General features: G+C 52.4%; 18 protein-coding genes. 14 read left to right on the forward strand and 4 right to left on the reverse strand.

The features are described 5' to 3' along the window. Positions 1–255: 255 nt before the first annotated feature. Together ATW55_RS07545 and ATW55_RS07550 are read left to right on the forward strand one after the other, a co-directional pair. Positions 256–1,707 carry a PAS domain-containing sensor histidine kinase gene (locus ATW55_RS07545; RefSeq protein WP_160327192.1) on the forward strand — a complete coding sequence of 484 codons (1,452 nt, stop codon included), beginning with the start codon at positions 256–258 and terminating at the stop codon, positions 1,705–1,707. Positions 1,708–1,851: 144 nt separating this feature from the next. Continuing rightward, positions 1,852–2,475: a hypothetical protein gene (locus ATW55_RS07550; protein ID WP_067715025.1), complete on the forward strand. Its 624-nt coding sequence runs from the start codon at positions 1,852–1,854 to the stop codon at positions 2,473–2,475. Here ATW55_RS07550 and ATW55_RS07555 read toward each other — a convergent pair. Further along, positions 2,454–3,131, reverse strand: a complete 678-nt coding sequence (locus ATW55_RS07555; protein ID WP_067715028.1) for a response regulator — start codon at positions 3,129–3,131, stop codon at positions 2,454–2,456. The two genes, ATW55_RS07550 and ATW55_RS07555, sit on opposite strands and share 22 nt — an antisense overlap. Positions 3,132–3,356: 225 nt before the next feature. Between ATW55_RS07555 and ATW55_RS16075 the strand changes: the two genes are divergently transcribed. From ATW55_RS16075 to ATW55_RS07570, 4 genes are all read left to right on the forward strand, one after another. Beyond that, complete coding sequence (locus ATW55_RS16075) at positions 3,357–3,584, forward strand: catalase (protein ID WP_235587049.1); 228 nt, start codon at positions 3,357–3,359, stop codon at positions 3,582–3,584. 114 nt (positions 3,585–3,698) lie between these two features. Continuing rightward, entirely contained in the window at positions 3,699–4,574 is an 876-nt protein-coding gene (locus ATW55_RS07560; protein WP_153005060.1) for a GNAT family N-acetyltransferase, read from the forward strand. A gap of 35 nt (positions 4,575–4,609) precedes the next feature. After that, complete coding sequence (locus ATW55_RS07565; RefSeq protein ID WP_067715034.1) at positions 4,610–4,801, forward strand: hypothetical protein; 192 nt, start codon at positions 4,610–4,612, stop codon at positions 4,799–4,801. Positions 4,802–4,868: 67 nt separating this feature from the next. After that, the gene (locus ATW55_RS07570; protein ID WP_067715037.1) at positions 4,869–6,113 is read left to right on the forward strand and encodes an MFS transporter; all 1,245 of its coding nucleotides are present in this window, start codon (positions 4,869–4,871) and stop codon (positions 6,111–6,113) included. On the opposite strand, the gene ATW55_RS07575 is transcribed toward ATW55_RS07570, so the two are convergent. Then, positions 6,104–7,876: a bifunctional diguanylate cyclase/phosphohydrolase gene (locus tag ATW55_RS07575; RefSeq protein ID WP_067715040.1), complete on the reverse strand. Its 1,773-nt coding sequence runs from the start codon at positions 7,874–7,876 to the stop codon at positions 6,104–6,106. The genes ATW55_RS07570 and ATW55_RS07575 overlap by 10 nt on opposite strands. Positions 7,877–7,987: 111 nt before the next feature. After that, positions 7,988–9,544 carry an ABC-F family ATP-binding cassette domain-containing protein gene (locus ATW55_RS07580; protein WP_067715206.1) on the reverse strand — a complete coding sequence of 519 codons (1,557 nt, stop codon included), beginning with the start codon at positions 9,542–9,544 and terminating at the stop codon, positions 7,988–7,990. Between the two features lie 176 nt (positions 9,545–9,720). Here ATW55_RS07580 and ATW55_RS07585 point away from each other — a divergent pair, with 176 nt between their 5' ends. After that, a complete protein-coding gene (locus tag ATW55_RS07585) occupies positions 9,721–10,920 on the forward strand; it encodes an SCO family protein (protein WP_067715043.1) in 1,200 nt (399 codons plus the stop codon). Between the two features lie 120 nt (positions 10,921–11,040). Here ATW55_RS07585 and ATW55_RS16080 read toward each other — a convergent pair whose 3' ends face one another. Then, the gene (locus tag ATW55_RS16080; RefSeq protein WP_153005061.1) at positions 11,041–11,523 is read right to left on the reverse strand and encodes a hypothetical protein; all 483 of its coding nucleotides are present in this window, start codon (positions 11,521–11,523) and stop codon (positions 11,041–11,043) included. A 46-nt stretch (positions 11,524–11,569) separates the two neighbouring features. Here ATW55_RS16080 and ATW55_RS07590 point away from each other — a divergent pair, with 46 nt between their 5' ends. The 7 genes from ATW55_RS07590 (at position 11,570) to ATW55_RS07620 (ending at position 21,032) form a co-directional block, all read left to right on the forward strand. Then, complete coding sequence (locus ATW55_RS07590; RefSeq protein ID WP_336433218.1) at positions 11,570–11,878, forward strand: cold-shock protein; 309 nt, start codon at positions 11,570–11,572, stop codon at positions 11,876–11,878. A gap of 198 nt (positions 11,879–12,076) precedes the next feature. Beyond that, a complete protein-coding gene (locus ATW55_RS07595; RefSeq protein WP_160327193.1) occupies positions 12,077–13,504 on the forward strand; it encodes an MFS transporter in 1,428 nt (475 codons plus the stop codon). Between the two features lie 20 nt (positions 13,505–13,524). Beyond that, positions 13,525–14,784: an exonuclease SbcCD subunit D gene (locus tag ATW55_RS07600; protein WP_067715051.1), complete on the forward strand. Its 1,260-nt coding sequence runs from the start codon at positions 13,525–13,527 to the stop codon at positions 14,782–14,784. Continuing rightward, positions 14,781–18,485 (forward strand): AAA family ATPase, encoded by a 3,705-nt coding sequence (locus ATW55_RS07605; RefSeq protein ID WP_067715054.1) that lies wholly within the window; start codon positions 14,781–14,783, stop codon positions 18,483–18,485. The genes ATW55_RS07600 and ATW55_RS07605 overlap by 4 nt, the downstream gene beginning before the upstream one ends. Positions 18,486–18,580: 95 nt before the next feature. Next, entirely contained in the window at positions 18,581–19,513 is a 933-nt protein-coding gene (locus ATW55_RS07610) for a hypothetical protein (RefSeq protein ID WP_067715057.1), read from the forward strand. Between the two features lie 189 nt (positions 19,514–19,702). Then, positions 19,703–20,332 carry a hypothetical protein gene (locus ATW55_RS07615; protein ID WP_067715059.1) on the forward strand — a complete coding sequence of 210 codons (630 nt, stop codon included), beginning with the start codon at positions 19,703–19,705 and terminating at the stop codon, positions 20,330–20,332. A gap of 4 nt (positions 20,333–20,336) precedes the next feature. Further along, entirely contained in the window at positions 20,337–21,032 is a 696-nt protein-coding gene (locus ATW55_RS07620) for a response regulator transcription factor (RefSeq protein WP_067715063.1), read from the forward strand.

Consider the following 21,032-nt stretch of genomic DNA (forward strand, 5'->3'; position numbering starts at 1 on the left):
AGAAGGGGATGGGTAAAAAGAGGACGACAAACCTGTTAGACATTTAGGGTGAATCATGAACTGAATGGACGGATTTCTGTAAGAATTTTATCATATTTTTATCAATCCCTCTCTCTTTTCCTGCGTGTGGGAACCGGTGTCATGAGAGACGCTGTGCTTGATGCGAAGAAATGAATCGCCTTACTGTATACTAGGCTTAGCAAGGGCGATGGATACGAGCTTGAAACGATGGATCATGATTTGGAGGGAAGCTCGTTGTTGCATGAAACGCTGTCACAATTAGAACACTCCATCAAAGAACTGACAGATATTGATATGGCGCTTGATGCGGCGTCGATTGTCGCAGTAACGGATCAAACTGGAAAAATAACATTTGTCAATGATAAATTTTGCGAGATTTCCCAGTATACACGCGATGAATTGCTTGGACAAAATCACCGAATTATCAATTCGGGCTATCACTCCAAGGCATTCTTTAAAACGATGTGGCGGACCATCGCACAAGGGGAAATTTGGCGCGGCGAGATAAAAAATAAAACTAAAGATGGCTCTTATTATTGGGTGGATACGACCATCGTCCCATTTTTGAATGAGCATGGGAAACCTTATAAATACGTTTCATTTCGCATTGATATCTCGCGGCGAAAACGTGTCGAAGAGACACTTGACACACTCATCACAACCTTGCCGGATCTCGCTATCTTTAAGGACGGACAGGGACGTTGGTTGCGAGCAAACGATGCAGCCATCACTTTTTTCGGACTGCAACAAGAGTTATACCAAGGGAAGACAGATGCAGAGCTGGCAGACGCAGTACCAACAGCGCAGAATCTCTTGAGACAACTCGGCGATCAGGATGAGCCGACATGGCAGAGTGGCGGGACGACGCATGTTGAGCGCGCGTGGAAATTGCATGGAAAACAGGCGCGTATCCTATACGAGACGCGTGTGCCTGTCTTTCAAGACAATGGATTGCGCAGTGGCATGATTTTTCTCGGGCAGGACTACACAGAGCGCAGGCAAACGGAAGCATTCCTTCGCCGCGTCGACAAAATCACTGCCGCAGGGCAGTTGGCGTCGGGTGTCGCGCATGAAGTGAGAAATCCGCTCGCCGCGATAAAGTGGTCTATTTTACGCCTGCAATCCATGTACCAGGATGAGGCCATGTTTCATCTTATCCTATCGGAGATCGACCGGATCGACGAAACCGTTGAACAGTTGCTTTCCCTCTCTCGCGAGAAGCTGACGGCGCCTACGACGATTGATGTTAAGTCGTTAATCGAAGGGATTCTTCCACTCATGCAAGTTTCTGCGACTCGGCAGAATGTTGAAATCAACTTCACGGCGAGTGAAGGTTTGCCTGCCGTTTTCGGTGATGAGAATCAGCTTAAACAAGTTTTTGTAAACATTCTCAAAAACGCATTGGAGGCTATGGATTCGGGTGGGACAATTACGGTGAACCTTGGTGTACACAGTGAGACACAACTGGAGATGCGCGTTGTGGATCAGGGGTGCGGAATGCCGGAAGAGCTCGCAGCGCGCGTTGGGGAACCCTTTTTTACAACGAAAGACACGGGTACGGGCCTTGGTCTCATGATGTCACATCAAATCATTCGCGAACACAATGGCCGCCTCATTTTGTCAAGTACACCCGGGGTGGGGACGACGGTAATTATTTATTTGCCGATCGCTGATGTGCAGCGGTAAGACAGACAAGCGCACATGATTAAAATGGACTAGACACAGGTAGTTCCCATGTGTCTGTTTTTGTTTTGCATGATTTGGCACTCTAAGATAAACAGAGGGAGTGGTGCCTCTGTCGCGCAAGTTTTTAGAGCGGGGGCGATCGACTTGAAACAGTGGGTCAAACGCGCGCGCAGCGTGCAAGACAAATGGGACGATCAGTTTTTAGACTGGCTTTCTCGTCATGTGGACTTTTTTTTGGCCCTCACATGTGCCGTCGAACTCTTCTATGGCATCGCGCGCGCTCAGTACAGTCTGGTCATCTCTATCGTGCTCGTTGGCGCCATCAGCTTTTTTATCGGTTTTGTCCAGTCCGTCGCCGTCACACTGCTCATGATGAGTACCTTGTTTTTTCACGGCGTCCTTGTCAAACACACCTTAGACATTCCTTTTCTCGTCGCCGCGACTGCCGGATGGCTTTGTGTATCGTGGCTTGGCTATCATCACAGGGAAGAACAAAAAAATCAGAAACGTCGCTTACAGAGCATTGAACTGGATCATGAAAAAACGACGTCTGCATTGCCTTGGGCCGTCAGCAATGAGATTCGTACGTCGCTTGCAGCGATTCGCTTTTTGCTGTTTCCACTTCAAGGCGAGAGTGATGGGGGAGACGCGTCTCGCGAAATGCCGATCGCAAAGGCCACAAATGAACTTCAGCGTTTAGAAAACTTGTTCATGGATTACGAAGAAATCATTCAGGAGAAGCCGAGTCAGTCCTCCCGCAAGGTATAGCCTTCACGAAGCGCATACGTGGCCGCCTGAACGCGATTGCTGAGATGGAGTTTCTCAAGGATGTTGCGCACGTGATTGCGCACGGTGTTCTCGCTGATAAATAGCGCACTCGCGATATCGCGGTTGCTTGACCCTGCGCTCAAGTGACGCAGAACGTCGATTTCACGCTCTGTGAGTGGATCGACTTCTTGCACTTTTTTTGTGGCGGTTGCGGACAGTTCGTGAATGATTTTGACTGCCAGATTTCCAGGGATGACCGGTTCTCCCGAGTATACGCGCTGGACGCTGTCGATGACGGTTTGCGGGCTTGCATTCTTTAGGATGTACCCTGATGCGCCCGCTTTCACCGCTTCAAAGAGCGCCTGCTCTGCGTCGGAAACAGTCAGGATGAGGATGCGCGCATCGCTGTTTTTTTCCCGCATGATCCGTGTCGCTTCAAGTCCTGTCATGATTGGCATATTAATATCCATGATGACCACATCGGGTGCGAGTTCCATAAATTGTGTCACGGCCTCCTGACCGTTGCTCGCTTCGCCGACAACCTCAATGGCTTTGTGCCTCCCGATCATGGCGCTTACTCCTTCGCGGAACAACTCGTGATCATCGACAATCAGTACGCGGATCGTGTCGCTGTTGGCTTTTTCGCTGTCAAGCATTTGTTTAACATCCCTTTCGATCGGATCGCATCCATATTGATGTTACTATAGCGAATTATACAGTGAAGCAGATCATCCGTTAGGACTATTTTCCGTCTGAGTTGACCATTCGCCGGGCAACGCAAGAATGGCAAACAAGCCGGAATTCCAACACCTCACCACCATAACCGGGGCCCTGCCCATGAAAATCTAAGTTTCACAGACTGTCGGCCAGTGCGGACCCGCATGATTGCAGGATTTCCATCTTATCGAGAAATTAGCACACTTCAACCGCGACGGCCCCCTGTCCGTGTGGTTCACGCAAGAGGTGCTGGTGCGCACGGCATGGTTGACGTGACGGATGTTGCGCAGTTGCGTCAGGTTGAGCATTTCAAAAAGGCGGATCACGAATGTGGCAGGAGGATTGCGCGAGGGGTGGGTCTGTCATTTCTAGGCAATCATGTTGTAGAATGAGTCTGAAGAATGCCAAATGAGAGGGGGAATCCTTGTGCATCTGGCTTCCATCCATGGCGACTAGCTCATGAAAAGGGATGATTCTATCCGTTTCCGAATAGGGGCTGTTTTGTATTGAGCAATGAGTTTCTGCGTATGGTTGTTGAACCAGGGCTTTCTGAAGAGGCATATCTGTCTGTGCTTGACTTGGCAAAACGTTGCCAGAAGCATGACGGACTGACGCTTAAAATAAATGAACCTTTTTTGCGAACGAGACCTGCCTATGAAGTGAATGATTTTCTCTATTACGCGGGGGATCGCTTGATTGGCTACCTTGGATTGCACCAGTTTCAGATGCATGAAGTGGAATTGACAGGCATGGTCGATCCCGCGTATCGAAGAAGAGGCATCTTTTCCGCATTGGTGGCAGAGGCGCGGCAGGAGATCTATGAGCGCGGCGCGTCTGTACTCATTTTTATCACGCCACAGGAATCAATATCAGGAAAACACTGTCTTCAGTCGCTTGGTGCCACATATTCTTTTTCAGAGTATCACATGCAGTGGGATGGACGTGTGCGTCAAGCGCAACCTTCCAGCCTAACGCTGCGCAGCGCAGAGGGGGATGAAGATTTTAAGCGTGTGGCGCACATAACCGCTGCGTGTTTTGAGATGGATGCAGAGGATGTACACACTTCGATCATGAAGTCGAGCGTTCCTGGAATGAATCGCTATCTGATTGAGTCGCAAGGGGAGCCCATTGGCACCATCGCAGTCCAGGAGATTGATCAGCGAGAAGCGTTTCTTTTTGGGTTCTGCATTTTAGAGGCGTATCGCGGGAAAGGTTTAGGGCGTGTCGCACTGACTGCGACCATTGCGCAGTTGTCAGAACGCGGTGTCTCATCCATCGCGCTTGAGGTGGCGGCAGAGAATCGCCGCGCTCTCACCCTCTATGAGGGGTGTGGATTTTCCGTTGTACGGGCAAATGACTATTTTAAGCAGTCTCTCGAATAACAGATAAAATAACAGATAAAAATGGGGGAAGCAGAATGCCACGCGCAGAGAATCGCAAGCGACCGCCAGGTTCGCAGGGTGCCGGATTTGGAAGCGGCCATCTCGATAAGACATCGACGCATCAACATATCATAGAACAGAAGCAACGTTTGGATAAAAAACAGGAACTGATCGCGAAAATGAAAAAGATTCAAAAAGACAAGTTGGGCGATGGAGAGAAATCTTGAAGCAATTCGAGCACACGAACGCATCGAATGGGTTCCTTGACAGATACGTCAGCGAAGGGTGTGGCATGTGGCTGTTGAATCGCTAGGTGTGAGTTCGCTTTTTAAAAACCGCTTTCTCGCCACGATTCTTATGTCTGGCCTGTTTGTTCAGATCGGAATCTGGGTCCGAAACTTCGGCGTTTTGCTCTATGTCATGGATCGAACCCATGGCAATGCGTACGCCGTTTCCTTGATCTCCGTCGCTGAGTTTGCGCCGATTTTTATCTTCTCCTTTATTGGCGGGACATTTGCCGATCGCTGGCCGCCAAAGCGCACGATGGTTATTTGTGATCTTTTTAGCGGTCTCGCGCTATCCGTCATCCTGGGATTTCTTTCGAGCGGTGCATGGCAGGCAGTCTTTTTTGCTACACTTGCCTCGTCCATTCTGTCGCAATTCTCACAGCCTGCAGGGATGCGCCTTTTTAAACTGTATGTTCCAGAGGAATACATGCAGGCGGGAATGTCGATCTATCAGACCATGTTTGCAATCTTTATGATCATCGGTCCGATGATCGGAACGTTCGTCTATCAACATTTTGGCATCTTTGTATGCATCATCGTGACCGGAATCGCCTTTCTCTTTTCTGCGGGAACCCTCTTGTTTTTGCCGCGCGATCATGCAGAGACACAGGCGGTTGAGAGGATGTCACTTCTCTTTGACATGCGCGAGGGGATTCGCTATGTACTCTCAAAACGTGTGCTGTCAGCCTTGGGCGGCTGTTTTTTGTCGGCGGGGCTTGCGATTGGCCTCATTCAACCTTTGGGAATATTCATCGTGACAGAGCGTCTGCACCTTCCCCAGACAGATCTTCAGTGGTTTACCGGAATCAATGGGTTGGCGATGGTAATCGGCGGTGTCGTATCCATGGTGCTAGCGAAGCGGATCGCGCCGCACATTGTGCTTTTTATCGGTATGGCCGTTTCTGGGTTGACCATCGCGGGCATTGGTGTTTCAACGATCGTCTGGCTTAGCTTACTTGCACAGTTTCTGGGCGGGCTTGTCATGCCGGGTATTCAGATCAGCATCAACACCATGATTTTGAGCCATACCGAAAATGCGTATGTCGGACGCGTCAACGGCATCTTGAATCCGCTGTTTATGGGTGGCATGATCCTTACGATGATGGTGGCAGGGGCACTCGTCTCATGGCTGTCGATCGTATGGGTGTATCTCTTTTCCGGCATGCTTTTTTGTATCGGATTGATCGCGCTTGTTCCCATTTTTCGCAAACATTCGAGCGCACTCGCGACAGAACTTGGCGATCAGGCGTGAAACGGTTCCTTTTGCCAATTTGCGTACTGATCGCGCAGCGTAAGCGGCGTGTTCAGAGCATCCCATGCGGCGACACAGGCGGGATCAAATGCGCTTCCCGTTTGCAATCGGATATAGTCCATCGCTTCTTCGTGACGCCACGCGTCGCGAAATGAGCGGACAGTCGTCAGCGCATCATACACGTCTGCGACTGCTGCGATTCGAGCGACCAGTGGGATCTGCATCTCGCGCAACTGTCGTGGGTAGCCTGCCCCGTCAAATCGTTCATGGTGAAAGAGAACCACATCTAACTCATCCGTTGTAAACCCGAGTTTTTTACATATTTCAAATCCCGTTACAGGGTGTTGATTGATCCACTGCCGCTCATCCGGTGTAAGTGTGCCACGTTTGTTCAAAATGGCGTCTGGCGTGCTTATTTTTCCGATGTCGTGAACGATGCTGCCGCGATAAATCGCTTTTTGTCTCTGTGAGTCAAGGCCCATCTTTTGTGCCAGTTTCAATGCATAGAATGCGACGCGCAAATTGTGGCCTGCTGTATAGCGATCTTTTTGCTCGATGGCGACAGTGAGAGCTAAAAGACTCGAAGGAAGCATCACCTCAAATCCGCCGTGCGGCATCTTCTCGCGCTGCTTCTCTTCATACATGCGCATATCTGCAAGTTGCAAAACCTCTGAGAGTGAAGCGGCAGAAGTTGACGCGGTGGCCAGTCCCATGCTGATCTTTACGTGCAGATTCTGACGCCCCTTACTTTGACGCAAGCGACTCAGGTGACTGCGTATCATGTCCATTTTTTCTGCGCTTAGTGGATGAGGGGAATAGACGATAAACTCATCGCCGCCATAGCGAAAGTGGCGGGCGGGCCTCGGCAGGCTTGATACAAGCGCATCTGCCACATCGCGCAAGACTTCGTCTCCGGTGAGGTGGCCGAATTGGTCGTTCACTTCCTTGAAATTGTCGACATCGACGACGATCAAGCTTCCTGAAAAAGGGATGTATTCGTGCTCACGCAGATGGGATTCCCAGGCGTTTCGGTTTTCAATCCCAGTGAGACCATCCGTCCACGCCGATTTTTGCAGTAATTTTACTTTGTTGTAGTCGTTGATTGCACTGAAGATGCCCACTTGGATCGCGGTTGCCAAAAAGACAGAAATCATAGGGTAATGGCGGGAGAGAAGTGCGCTCATAAAAACAAGCAGGTACGAGTTTAGATAACCCCAGTGCAGTTCCTTGATCGAGAGTTGAAGTTGATCAAGGAGTGGGCGCTGTTCGCGTTTGGCGACGATCATGGCAGAAATGAATCGATTGATGATCAAATGGAGCAGTAGCGTCAACACAATGGACAATATAAGTGCGGGGAATGAGGCGCCCAAGCGATGCCGCATGAACGCATACACTGTCGCGCTGATATAGAGCCCGATTGTCACGTGGGCGAACGTTTCCAGGTATTTAGGCAAGCGGGCGTGCGCCCGCGCCGTGATCCATAGCAATCCAGGAAGTGAAATGAGAATCGCGAGTTCCTTTGGAAGTGTAAAGATGCCAAGCAGCAAAAGCGGAATGCCCGGTCGCCATGACGCGCCGCTTGGCATGCGAATCGACCAAGGGGCGAGCAGCGCGCAGAGAACGCTGATCTCGATCATGAGAAGCGCGCTGTGATACGTTAGGTGATGAAAAAGGAAGACCAGCCCGGAAAGGAGTATCACATTTCCCAAAATGGTAAGGACAAAAAGGATGAGGTGCAGCGGCTGCTTAGCGAGCGTGGGCATGATGGACACCGTCCATGACTGAAGTTACTCCCTTTATACCTTAAGCCTACCTGGGAAACAAGTGAACACCTACAAGATTCTTTGGACAAACAGCCTGTCTGTTCAGCGCGGTCAAAAGACTTTTGTGGTGAACTGTTCACCATTCCACACATCTGAGACGAGCGATTTATAAAAATCAGGTTCATGGCTGATCAACAGGATGCTGCCGCGGTATGCACGCAGCGCTTCATAAAGCGAGGCTTTAGCGTCCACGTCGAGATGATTGGTTGGTTCGTCAAGGACAAGGAGATTGCTCGGCTTATTCATCAGTTTGCACAGGCGCACCTTTGCTTTTTCGCCGCCGCTCAAAACGCGCACCTGACTCTCAATGTGCTTAGTGGTCAACCCGCACTTGGCAAGCGCCGCGCGGATTTCGTGTTGCCCCATGTACGGGAAGGCTTCCCAAACCTCTTCAATGCACGTTTTGCTGTTGTGTTCATCCGCTTCTTGCTCAAAGTATCCGATGTGCAGATACTCGCCGCGCTCGACACTCCCTGCAAATGCGGGGATCATACCGAGCAGGCTTTTTAGCAGTGTCGTCTTGCCTATCCCGTTTGCACCGACGAGCGCAATCTTTTGCCCGCGTTCCATGCGCAAATCAAGCGGTTTTGAGAGAGGCGAATCGTAGCCGATGACCAGTTGATTCGTATCAAAGATCATCTTGCCAGACGTGCGCGCCTCAAGAAAGGAGAATTGGGGTTTTGGTCTATCCTTTTCAAGCTCAATGATTTCCATCTTGTCTAGTTTCTTTTGTCGCGACATGGCCATGTTGCGCGTCGATACGCGCGCTTTATTGCGCGCCACAAAATCCTCCAGTTCCGCGATTTCCTGTTGCTGGCGCTTGAATGCCGCTTCTTGCTGCTGTTTTTTCATCTCGAAGGCTTGCATAAAATTGTCGTAGTTTCCGACATAGCGATTCAGTTCGCGGTTGTGCATGTGATAAATGAGATTGACTACTTGATTGAGAAATGGGATATCGTGCGAAATGAGAATGAACGCATTCTCGTAGTTTTGAAGATAGCGCGTCAACCAAGCGATGTGTTCGACGTCAAGGTAGTTTGTCGGTTCGTCAAGCAACAAAATATCCGGTTTTTCAAGAAGCAACTTGGCGAGCAGCACCTTTGTGCGCTGTCCGCCGCTCAACTCGTCGACCGTCTTTTGTAGAAGCGCCTCGTCAAACCCAAGACCGCGCGCCACTTCGTCAATCTTGATATCAATCAAATAGAAGTCTTGTGCAGTGAGTTGATCTTGCAGCGCCCCCGCCTCCTCAAGCAGCGCATCCATGGCGGCTGGGTCCTGCTCTGTGAGCGATTCGTAGATTTGGTTGATGCGCGCCTCAACGTCATATAAAAATTGATAGGCGGTGCGCAAGACATCGCGCAGAGTCGTTCCGCGCGCGAGGTTTGCATGCTGATCGAGATAGCCGACACGAACGTTTTTTGACCACTCAATCTCGCCCTCATCGGGTTCGAGCTTGCGTGTGATGATGTTCATGAAGGTGGACTTTCCTTCGCCGTTGGCACCGATAAGCCCGATGTGTTCCCCTTTTAAGAGTCGAAAGGACACTTGGTCAAAAATGGCGCGATCGCCAAATCCGTGTGTCAAGTTTTGAACGGTAAGAATGCTCACAAATTCCATTCCCTTTTTCAAGTGATCTGAATTTCCGTATCGAGTATAGACGATCTTTCTTTGTGATCCTAGTGAACGACTGCATTTTGTCGCGATCTGAATGCTTTTTTTCGTTTGTGATAAGATGGAGAGGATGCTAGGTTCTCATTTTTTGTGGAAGTGTCAGGTGATCGATCATGGCAAATCGGCAAGGTACCGGTGGAATGGTTTTTGCGGCCAGTGTGTTGACTGTTCTTGCGCTTGGAGCACTCGCGTATAAGTTCGTACCGTCATTTCATCAGGCATTCAATGATTTTTACGGATTATCAAGTGTTCCTACAAACCATACGCTGGCAATCACAAACAGTGAAAATACAAATCCCAGTGTTGATTCAGGCTCTACACTTCCTGGGACAAAAGCGCCGAATTTTACGCTGACGGACCAGTTTGGCAGGCGCGTTTCGCTCTCTGATTTTCGCGGAAAAGTGATCATCATGGCTTTTGTAGACAGTACGTGCACAAACATTTGCCCGCTCACGACAGCCAGCATGCTTGCTGCCGTTCGACAACTCGGTGTGGCGGCGGCTGATGTGCAGTTGCTCGGGATTAATGCCAACCCGATCAGCACGTCTGTCGCAGATGTGCGCGCGTACTCCGTGGCGCACGGCTTGATGAATCACTGGCTGTTTTTGACGGGCTCAAAAAAGCAACTGAGTCCAGTCTGGCAGGCGTATCACATGTATTCAGGAATTGTGCACGGGGCGATTGATCATACGGCGGGTCTATTTATCATCGATCAAAAAGGCAGGGAGCGAAAACTCTACCTGACGCAGATGTCATATGCAGGTACTGCCGCACAGGGCCAGATTCTGGCCAACGAGGTGGCGTCGCTGTTGCCCAAAGGAACCGTAAATTTACACAAGTCCGTACAGCTTCCGCCTCTCACGCCAACGTTGCCTGAAAGCCTCCTTTCGGTCAACGGGAAAAACGGGGGATCGACAGTTCAGGGGCAATCTGTACAAGTCGCCAATAAAGCGCACTTGTTGGTGTTTTTTGGAACGTGGCTGACGCCGGCCTCGGCGGCGCGCTCCTCACTGCTGGCTCTGAATCAATATGAGACGGATGCAAAGAAACATGGTTGGCCTCAACCACTGCTCGTCGATGAGGTCGCCACGGAAGGATCTCCCAATGCGCTTAAGACTTATTTGAGCGCGATGCCGACACTGCACTACCCTGCGGTGCTTGATGTGACAGGGGAGACGGCTGACGCTGTCACCGCACAAGATATACCGTGGCTTGCGCTTGTAAGTTCAAGCGGCAAGGTGCTCTACGCGCATGACGGATTTTTGCCGCTAAAAACACTGGAACAGCAAGTGGCTAAACACGTTCATGCTTAAGTTCTCTCAGGAAAAATGGATGTTGTCGAAACGATGCGTCGCGACACGGTCATTTTGCTTTATACGGATGCGTTCAACCGTATCTTCGGGGAGGCATTTGAAATAAAGACCGGGAAACTTTCATAAAGAACAGAAGAGCTTCTGGCGCTGCATTGCGGGAAGCTCCACAGAGTCATGTTTTGACGGGTTCACAGCTAAGTCCATATGTGGTAAACTATTCTTTATCAGGTGCGGCGGCGTATTGGCCCGCACTTTTAATGTGTTTTCAGGAAATGCATAGCGTTCAAGCGCTAAAACGCGAGGGATCGAGCGCGTCTGCGATCTGCTTGGCGCTCGGTCCCCCTTAGGCGTGGTCAGGTACGCATCCGTTTTCCGCGCAGTCTCTTTACCCCAATCATTACGTTTTTGTGTTGCTTTATGAGATGAACATGATGAAGTTCGTTGTGTCTGAGAAACGTTCGCACTAAAAATGCCGAATGCGCGGTGGGTTGCCATTTTGTCACAGGTTCCTTTTGTTCGTTGACCGTGGGATTTGCGCATGTCGGAATGACAAACGTCCCTGCGTGGCAAATTATTGTTTCGATAAGCCTCTTGTTGTTCCAACGATCGGACGGACGTCATCGCCGCGAATGTGTATCACACGGGTGTCATGTTTTATGGAAAGCGCCCCGAACTAAAACAGATACTCAAGCGGTTGCTGGGTACTCAAATCATAGGGGGTATTCCTTTGTATTTCCGAAAAGAAGCGGCTGAAGAAGTCATTCAAGAGATTACCTCAGTTTGGCTTTGTACAAAAGAATCGTGCAATGGTTGGATGCGCGACAATTTTGCGTTTGATGAAAGTCCTGCCTGCGGTCTGTGCCAGTCGCCGATGGTCAAAGACACGAAACTCTTGCCCCAACTCCAGAATTTGAGTATGGACATGAAGGTTAGCCGGCGCGGCGTGAAAATAAACTGACGCGCGAAGAGGGAGTGGCTTGCGCGATTACACGAAAGGGAGACCCCGAGCGTCGCAATGCGCTCGGGTTTCTTTTTTGAGCATCCTCAAAGCAAGGATACTGGCGTGTTGATGATGCGATGTTTATTTTTACGTTTTGACCCTCCGTTTATTTGTATGAATTTGGCAACCCTTTGCCGCGTGGAAAAGGTGTGTTCGATGGACGCTCGTAAGCGCTGGATTGCATTCTCAGCCGTCACAGGCTCAACTTTTATGGTCAACCTGGACAGCAGCATTGTAAACGTTGCGCTTCCGACACTCTCGCGAGAGTTTCACCTCTCAGTCGGCGCGCTGCAGTGGACCGTTAGCTTGTACTTGCTTGTGATCACGGCGTTTTTACCCGTCGCTTCAAAACTCGCAGACGCGTTAGGCAGACGTCGCGTGTTTGTCACAGGGCTTATCATTTTCGTTGCGAGTTCCATTTTGTGCGGGCTTTCTCACCAGTTTTTTATGCTCGTCTTCGCGCGCGGCCTGCAAGGACTTGGCGGGGCCATCATGCAGGCGAGTGTCATGGCGATTGTCACTCTCATGTTTCCCGCAGAACTGCGCGGACGAGCACTCGGTGTCATCGGAAGCATTGTCGCGGGGGGCACGCTTATGGGGCCGATCCTTGGAGGACTGCTCATTGCGGCATTCGGTTGGCCAAGCATCTTCTTTGTCAATGTGCCCGTCGGTCTGTGGGCGATTTTTGGAACGCTGCGTTTCGTTCCCGCGTTTCCCGGGAAACCGCTAAGCCACGCATTTGACTGGTTTGGCGGCGCGCTTTTCGCTGTTTTTACAGTGTCTTTTCTGACGCTCTTGGCGAATCTCTCCGGGGTGCCTGAGATGGGGCGGGAGCTTAGTTTGGCGATGGTCGCGCTGCTTTCTCTTGTCTTTTTCATTCGCTGGGAACTCACACGTCCTGAACCGCTCATCAATCTTCTCGTGTTTAAAAATCGCCTGTTTTCCGTCGCTATGGGCGCGGGGCTTATTTACTGGATTCTCATGCTTTTTCCGTCCTATCTTTTCCCGATTTATTTGGGACATGTTTTGCACATGCACGCGTTTCAAATTGGTCTGATGATGATGCCGCTTTCCGTCAGTATGTTGGTGGTATCACCGCTTGGCGGATACCTGTCAGACCGCGTTGGTTCATTTAAGCCAGCCCTGTTTGGCATGCTGTTTTTTCTCGCGGCAGACGCGCTTTGCGCTACGTTTCAGGCGAGTACGCCTATTTTCCTGGTCGCGCTTGCACTCGCGCTTCAGGGATTTGCCGCCGGGCTTTTTAGTTCGCCAAACAACACGGAAATTTTTTCTCACTCTGATCCGTCCCACGTTGGGATCATCAGTGGTTTGATCGCGTCAGAGCGAAACTTTGGCCGCTCCCTCGGCGTGACGCTGTCTTCCTTCGCGCTCTCCCTTGGCATCTCCATGGCAGGTGATTCGCACGCATCCGATGAGATCGCACTCGTTCCTTTGTCTGTTTTTTCGCGTGGCTTCTCACTCGCCTGGGGAATTGCCACGCTGTTTTGTGTCCTGAACCTTGTCCTGGTCATTCTTCCTTTCACGGCGCAGAAAAAGCGTGGGCGGGCGGCGAAAGCCTCCTAAATTGAGAGAGGGTGGGTGGCATGCGGATTCTTCACACGGCAGATTGGCATTTTGGCAAGACCCTTGATGGTCGCGATCGTATGGCAGAACAGCGCGCCGTGATTCACGAGATGGCAGAGATCTGTCGCGCTGAAGCGATTGATGTTGTGCTGATGGCAGGGGATGTATTCCAGACAGTCAATCCAAGTGCGCAGGCCGAGCAGTTGTACTATGAAGCGCTTGACTCTCTCTCGGACGGCGGAACGCGCGGACTGATCGTGATCGCTGGCAATCACGACAATCCAGAGCGAATCTCCGCCGCCCGCCCACTCGCTGAACCGCGTGGCATCACACTTTTGGGACTTCCAAAAAGCGCGGCGGACGCGACAGAGCGACTTCAAAACAGGGCGTACCGCGTGCGCGGTGGTGTGGGATATTTTGAACTGGCGATTCCCACCGCGAGCGAGACGCTGATGATGCTTGCGCTTCCGTATCCATCCGAGTCAAGAATCAGTGAGGTGCTTTCAGAAACGCTTGATGAGCGCACGCTGCGCGAAAAGTACAATGCCCGCCTAGAGAGCTGGTTTGCCGAGCGGGCCGTGCATTTTCGCGACGACACGGTGAACATCGCTATGAGCCATCTCTATATTCGCGGCGGCGTCGAATCCGAGTCAGAAGTGCAGATTCAAATCGGTGGTGCCTACGCGGTTGACGCCAGTGTCTTTCCTGACAAAGCACAGTACGTCGCGCTTGGTCATCTTCATCGGCCGCAGGACGTAAGAGATGCACGCATGCCGATTCGCTACGCTGGATCGCCGCTTGCGTACAGTTTTTCCGAGGCGTCCCAGGAAAAGTCGGTCACGATCCTGGAGGTTCATCCGGGGCAGCCGGCGATGGTCAAAACCGTTCCGCTAAAAAGCGGCCGCCCTCTCGTTCGCTGGGTTGCGCAGGAGGGTTTGCACCAGGTGTACACGTGGCTTGATGAGGGGCGCGATCGCGACGCGTGGATCGATCTCTCCGTCCACGTGCGCAGCGGGCTTGAGTTTGAAGAGATACATCGCTTGCGCACGCTTCGCGAAGGGATCGTGCAGATCCGGCCGGTTCTGACGGGCATCCCAGATGAGCAGGCTGTGGCAGAAGAGGCTAATCGCATATCGCGCACGCTTGAAGAACACTTTGTGCAGTTTTATCTGGAGCGAAATGGAGTGCCTCCGGATGACACGATGGTGAAGCTTTTCCTGGCGCTTGCGAGTGAGACGCGGGATGTGGATGGGATTCGGCAAGAGGAGGAGTCTGCGTGAGGCCACGCTCGCTTTCCATTCGCGGATTGCACAGCTTTCGCGAGAAGCAGGTAATCGACTTTGATGCGCTCACAGAGGCTGGCATCTTCGGGATTTTTGGGCCAACAGGAAGTGGTAAATCAACCATCCTCGACGCATTGACCCTTGCGCTCTACGGGAGGGTGGAGCGCGCAGGTGCGTCGATTCAGGGCATTATCCATCAGATGGAAAAACAGATGGAAGTGAACTTTACGTTTTCTGTCGGTCGCGCGCGTGAGGAAATGACTTATGAGGTCGAGCGACTCTATCAAGTGCAGGCCAGTGGCGGCGTTTCTCTTCAGTCGTGTCGAGTCTTTGCACTTGAGACGGATGTGGATGGCTGTGTCGGGAAACTGCCGCTGGCAGAAGGACGCGCGGCGGTTGACGCGCAGGTGCGGCAAATCCTTGGACTCTCCATGCATGATTTCACGCGGGCAGTCGTTCTTCCCCAAGGCAAGTTTGCAGAATTTCTGCAGTTAAAAGGCAAAGAGCGCAATGAGATGATCGAGCGACTGTTTGGGTTAGAACGCTTTGGCCGCAATCTTTTTGAATTGATCAAGTCTCATCTCGTGCGCGAGTCAAATACACTCTCACAGCATCTGGCGGGGCTTGCTGAACTTGCAGACGCGACGGAAGACGCAGTCGCAGGAGCTCAAAAGGAAAGGTTGGCCGCCCTTGCAACGCTTGAACAGTGCGACGCCGCGTATCGCAAGGTGAGCGGTGATTATGAAAACGCGCGCGCGCAGTGGCAGTTGCAGACAAATTATGAGCGCGCGTGCCTGCATGTCAAGGCGCATGAGGAGCGTCAGACAGAGATTGATGAGCTGCGCGCGGTTGTTGAAAGAAGTCAGCGTGCAGAACTGGTTTGGCCATTTGTTGAGGCGCGGATCACTGCCTGTCAGAAACGGGATGAGGAAGCGGCGCGCTTTGCCGATGCAAATCGGAAGGATCAGGCAGCACGTCAATTGCGGGATGCGGAGAACTGCGCTTTAGAGGAGGCGCGCCGAAAGCGACAGGCTGATGAACCTGAGGGTTTAATGCTGCTTGGTGCGCTTGATGTGGGACGCAACAAAGAGAAAGAGCGTGAGCGTGAAGCGCAGCGGCTCTTTGTGTTACATAAACAGCGCGCGCACGCCTCGCGGGAAGCGGAGGAGGTTCGCGCGGAGGCACTGGCGCAAGAGGAAGCGTTGCAGGGAACCCGGGAGCGCGAAAAAGCGTGCGAATGGCTGGCACAATCGTGCTACGTTACCCGTGAACGGCGCGCGGCAGTTGAGCGCTCTGCGCGCGCATATGAGCGATGGTCAGCGGCTGTCGCAGCGTTTGCGCAAGCCTGCAAGGAGCATGAGCGTGGACAGGCTTACGCAAAACAGGTGGAGACGGAGTATGCAGAAACGTGGCGCGCGCAGCAGGCGCTATTGGCGGAGGACATGGCGCTTGAAGAGCGGTTGATCGCACTTCAGGAGAATTTCACACAAGAGGCGGAGGAGCGCGAACGCGGGGTATGGATCGCTGCTTTGCGCGTGAATGGAGAGCAACTGCGAGACGCAGAGGAGCGGTATGGCGAGGCCGCTGCGCGTGTGCGGGCTGTGAAAGAGCACCACGCGCGTGCAGTGATCGCTGAGGAACTTGCCAGGCGCGCGTTTGACGCTGCAAGGGAAGTGCATGAGGCGTTGCAGGATGCACGTAAAGAGCGCACACATACAGACCGTCGAGCGCTCTTTGCGCAAGCGGCAAACGAATTGCGCACAGGAGAGCCGTGCCCGGTCTGCGGCTCGCTCTATCATCCCCACTTGGCGCAGGAGGATGTTATAGATTGCGATGATGACGAACAAATGCTTTTGTCTGACTTGCACTGCCATGAGCTGGACGCGCGCGCGGCATTTGAGCAGACGCGTGACGCGCACGATCAGGCGCGCCTGGTTTTGAATACAACAGAGGCTGAGTATCAACTTGTAATGTCTTACGAAGCGGACTGCACACAGGTGTGGGAAGCGTCGTGGCGGCGACTGGTCAGTTGCTTTGAGGCGGGCGGTCCAAGCGAGAGTCTTCAGGCAAAAGTATCGCAAATATTCGCAGATGGCGTTCCAAAGCGCGCTTCCGAGTTTTTTCGCGGTTATGAAACGCTTGTAAAAACGACTGAGCGTATGCGGAAGGAACGCGAGCAAAGGGAGAGTGAATGGCTTGATTTGCGCGCAGTGCGTGAAACGCGTCAGGAGGCGCTAAGCCAATACGCTACTCGTTTGGCGACACTGCAGGAGAGGCGAGCGACGATTTTTGAGCGCCTGACGGAGTGGGCTGCGCGACAGGCGGAAGCAAAACGTGAGTGCGACGATGCGACGGAGCAGTGGCAGGCGGCGGCGCTTTCCTCCGGTGTGGACGGGACGCTGGGAGAGAAAGAGGCGGCGCTTGCGGTTTTGCGGCTGCGCGAAACGCTTTTGGATGATGAAAAACGTTCTGAACATGCGCGGCGAGAAGCGGCGGAACTGCGCGCCGAAAGTGAGGCGAGGCAGGTTTCGCTTGATGCGCTGAGAAAGAAGCTCGCAGCATGTGAAACGCAGCTTGAGAGCGTGGCGAGTGAGTGTGTGAGCGCTGAGCAGCATGTGGAAAGGCTTGGGCGAGAGTTGGCGGAACTGACGGGCGGAATCTCCATTGCCGAGAAAATCGACGAAGTAAACGCGTTGCTCACGGGGCTGCGTGAACAAGAAGAGGCGGCACACCGTCGGTTTGAGGAGGCTGGCACTTTTGCAAAAGAGGCGCAGCGCATTCGTGAAATGGTCTCGGTCAAGCTGAACCTGGCAGAAGACGAAGTGTGTCGCGCGTCTGAGGGGTTGGCGCAAGCGCTTTGTGAAGTCGGATTTCGCGATGAGACGGAGGTGCGGCAGGCAAAACGAACAGCCCATGAGCGCGAGGCGTTAGAAACGGATATTCGGGTATTTGAAGATGAACGCTTGCGCCTGCGCTCGATTGCGGCTGAACTCGCTTCGAAGATGGGGCAAACGAGGGTGTCGGAACAGGTGTGGCAGGAGATCTGCACAGCGCGCGAAGAGACAGAAAGACGCTTTGAAGCTGCGAAGCGCCTGTGGATTGAAAAAGAGAAACAGGAACGCGACACGCTTTTGCGTCATGAACGGTATGTAGAGCTCAATGCGCTGAGAAAAGAAGCGGAGTTGCGCGTGCAACAGCTGGAGTCACTCAAGACGCTTTTAACAGGCAATCGGTTTGTCGAGTACATGGCGCGCGAACAGATGAAACAGGTTGCGGCGGTTGCGACGCAGCGTCTATCCGTGTTGACGCGCGGACGCTATGGGCTCGAACTTGAGGGGGACGGAAGCTTTGTGATGCGCGATGACCATCACGGAGGATTGCGGCGGTCTGTTTCTACGCTTTCGGGAGGTGAGACGTTTCTCACATCCCTTGCGCTCGCCCTTGCGCTTTCTGCGCAGATTCAATTGCGCGGTCACCATCCGCTTTCATTTTTCTTTCTCGATGAAGGGTTTGGCACGCTCGATCAGGAGCGGCTTGACATTGTCATCTCGGCGCTTGAGCGCCTGCATATGGATGAGCTGTCGATCGGTCTGATCAGTCACGTCCCCGAATTGCGTGATCGCATGGCGCGGCGCCTGATTGTGGTGCCGGCTGAACCGGCGGGCCGCGGAACGCGCGTGACGCTTGAGCGGGCGTAGTGGGCTTTGCCCTGTGTGTTTTTTCCTTTTCATCTCCTTTTCATGTTGCCGTACCATACTCTGGGTGTGAAGCAAAGATGAAAGGGGATCTTGAGATGAATAAGAAACGCGTAACGCGTACGATTGCAGCCGTTGGTTTTGCCGGAAGTTTGATTGGCCTGATGAGCTCTGGCGCATTTGCGCAGGAAATCAGCTCAACCAATACCTTTCAGGCGCGCTATGCGCACAATGTCCAAGTCGAGAACACGCTTTTGGCGAAAGCGCAAGCGGGCATGCCAAGCGGCAGCACATCGTCTTATGCGGCTTCGGTGCAATCCCTAAACGCGCAAAGCGCGTCGCTCTATACTGCGTACCAAACTCTTCTTGCTACGCGCGCGGCACTGCCAAAACCGCAAACGATTGTGACAAATCGCGAACATATGCTGCAAGAGCGCAACCATCTTGAACTCCTGATGAAGCAGGACAGAAATCGCTACAACTATGATCAACATCATCACGAAAAGGTTGCCGCGCGGATTGCCGCAAATGATTTTCATCTTGCGCTTTTGCAGTTGAACTCCGTCAACTACCAGCTGGGGCACATCGAGACAATGGACTCTGCGTGGAATTCGCACCCGCTTGACAATGGTCTCACGGCGCTGGAACAATCCATTCTCAATCTGCAGACGTCTGCGATGCACTATACGAATGTGTGGATCAACCAAGAGCACACAGCGACTGCTTCAACCGTCCCAGCGAGTGTTTATGGGCTTGCCTATCAATCATCAACCGTGACGCTTCCGGCAGTAGGCGCGCAAACGGCGGTTGATGTCGTCGCTGCACAACCTGTCGTAAAGACCCAGTCTGGCGCCGTTCTTCAGAATCAGGGTGTATACACCCTCAGCGGTCCAGTCGGTGCGACGGGTGTATCGATTGACAGTGCAAACGGCACTCTGTTGGTTGCGCCTGGCGCGACAGCTGGATTGTACACGGTAACGTATACACAGCAAGGCGTGTCGGAAACGGTGCAAGTGACCGTCGCGCCATAAGGCGACTGTCATTTGATCGATCACGCGTTTTGCCTGCATCACTTTGCACGAGATTTTTAGAGAGAATTCAATCTTGCGTGACGAGCGCGGTCTTCCTCCCCGTCGACCGCGCTTTTTTCTTTGGCTCTTGAAATTTGGTAGTGTACGATGCATGCTTGATAGACTAGAATGGTGTAAGGAGGGAGCGCTTTGAGGCGTGTATTTTCAGCCCTCATTTTCATTGCGATTCTCTTGTTTGGGAGTTTTGCGCCTGAGATTGCGCAGGCCAAGGATATGAACGCAGCGTTTCTCGCTCGCTACGAACAGAACGCGCAGTTAGAGGCGGTTTTGCTTGGTCGGCTTCAAGGGATGCCGAATCTTGCGTTTAAATCCCCGAAGATGCAGATGATCGAAACGCGCGTAAATGATTTGAATGTAGAGGCAGCTCAACTCTTTACGGTTCAGCAGTATCTGGAGGGAAATGTTTCAGCGCCGGATTTGTCGCAATCCCTTTCGACGCGGCTGGAGGCCCAAGTTTTTTCGTGGCGCAATCTGCACGAGCAAATGGTGTATGCATTGTCACATCTTGGACGGGGAAGGCGATTTGCAGAGGCGCGGACACTTGATCGCGCAGCGGTCGACTTTGACGCTCAAGCGATCAAACGCCTTTTGGATTTGCAGCGCCGCAGTGAAAATCTTCTTTCCCATCATCGCACGGATAAAATGATGAGTTTTCTTGAACATGCGATCGATTCACTGCAGCGCCAAGCGATCACAGCGACACAGCAAGGGATTCGCCTCGCGGGAACGTTTCAGGGGTCGGTTCTTAAAAGGGGTTAAGTGGATGCGCTTTTTGCTCATCGATGATGAAGAGAATCTCGTAAACGCGTTGCGCGCCGTTTTGCGCGAAAAACAGTATGTTTGCGATGTGGCGCTGGATGGAGAAGAAGGACTTGACCTTGCGCGGGCAGGCATCTACGATTTATTGATCGTCGATGTCATGTTGCCGCGCCTTTCTGGTTTTGAACTGGTTAGGACACTTCGCGAGGATGGGGATAAGACGCCGATTTTGCTTTTGACGGCGCGTGCCGCAGAGGATGATCGCGTGACGGGGCTTGACTGCGGAGCGGATGATTATCTCGTCAAGCCATTCGGCGTAAATGAGCTCATGGCGCGCATTCGCGCGCTCACCCGTCGCGTCGGTGATCTTCGGGGGACGGATCACATCGCGGTGGGGGATTATTCGCTTGATCTCATTCAGCGCCGTGTGGCGTATCGGGGTGATCTGCTTGAATTGACGCAGCGCGAGTTTCAATTGATGGAACTTTTTATGCGAAATGCCGGACGCATTCTCGCCAAGGATACACTCTTTGACCGGGTGTGGGGATTTGACAATGACGTGGACAGCAACGTCGTGGAGGCGTATGTCCATATTTTGCGAAAGAAGCTCGACGCGCAGCGCAAGCGTTTGGCGGGGGAGAATGTGGGAACAACGATTCAAACCGTTCGCGGTATGGGTTATCTATTCAAGGGGATGTAA

Origin of the sequence: Ferroacidibacillus organovorans (assembly GCF_001516615.1) — a bacterium.
Lineage (GTDB): Bacteria > Bacillota > Bacilli > Alicyclobacillales > SLC66 > Ferroacidibacillus > Ferroacidibacillus ferrooxidans_B.

Excerpts from the sequence above, each read along its gene's own strand:
- ATW55_RS16075 (WP_235587049.1), top strand. The coding sequence starts at position 3,357 with ATGATTGCAGGATTTCCATCTTATCGAGAAATTAGCACACTTCAACCG.
- ATW55_RS07610 (WP_067715057.1), top strand. The coding sequence starts at position 18,581 with ATGAATAAGAAACGCGTAACGCGTACGATTGCAGCCGTTGGTTTTGCC.
- ATW55_RS07600 (WP_067715051.1), top strand. The coding sequence starts at position 13,525 with ATGCGGATTCTTCACACGGCAGATTGGCATTTTGGCAAGACCCTTGAT.
- ATW55_RS07595 (WP_160327193.1), top strand. The coding sequence starts at position 12,077 with ATGGACGCTCGTAAGCGCTGGATTGCATTCTCAGCCGTCACAGGCTCA.
- ATW55_RS07565 (WP_067715034.1), top strand. The coding sequence starts at position 4,610 with ATGCCACGCGCAGAGAATCGCAAGCGACCGCCAGGTTCGCAGGGTGCC.
- ATW55_RS07575 (WP_067715040.1), bottom strand. The coding sequence starts at position 7,876 with ATGCCCACGCTCGCTAAGCAGCCGCTGCACCTCATCCTTTTTGTCCTT.
- ATW55_RS07590 (WP_336433218.1), top strand. The coding sequence starts at position 11,570 with ATGTTTTATGGAAAGCGCCCCGAACTAAAACAGATACTCAAGCGGTTG.
- ATW55_RS07620 (WP_067715063.1), top strand. The coding sequence starts at position 20,337 with ATGCGCTTTTTGCTCATCGATGATGAAGAGAATCTCGTAAACGCGTTG.
- ATW55_RS07555 (WP_067715028.1), bottom strand. The coding sequence starts at position 3,131 with ATGCTTGACAGCGAAAAAGCCAACAGCGACACGATCCGCGTACTGATT.
- ATW55_RS07585 (WP_067715043.1), top strand. The coding sequence starts at position 9,721 with ATGGCAAATCGGCAAGGTACCGGTGGAATGGTTTTTGCGGCCAGTGTG.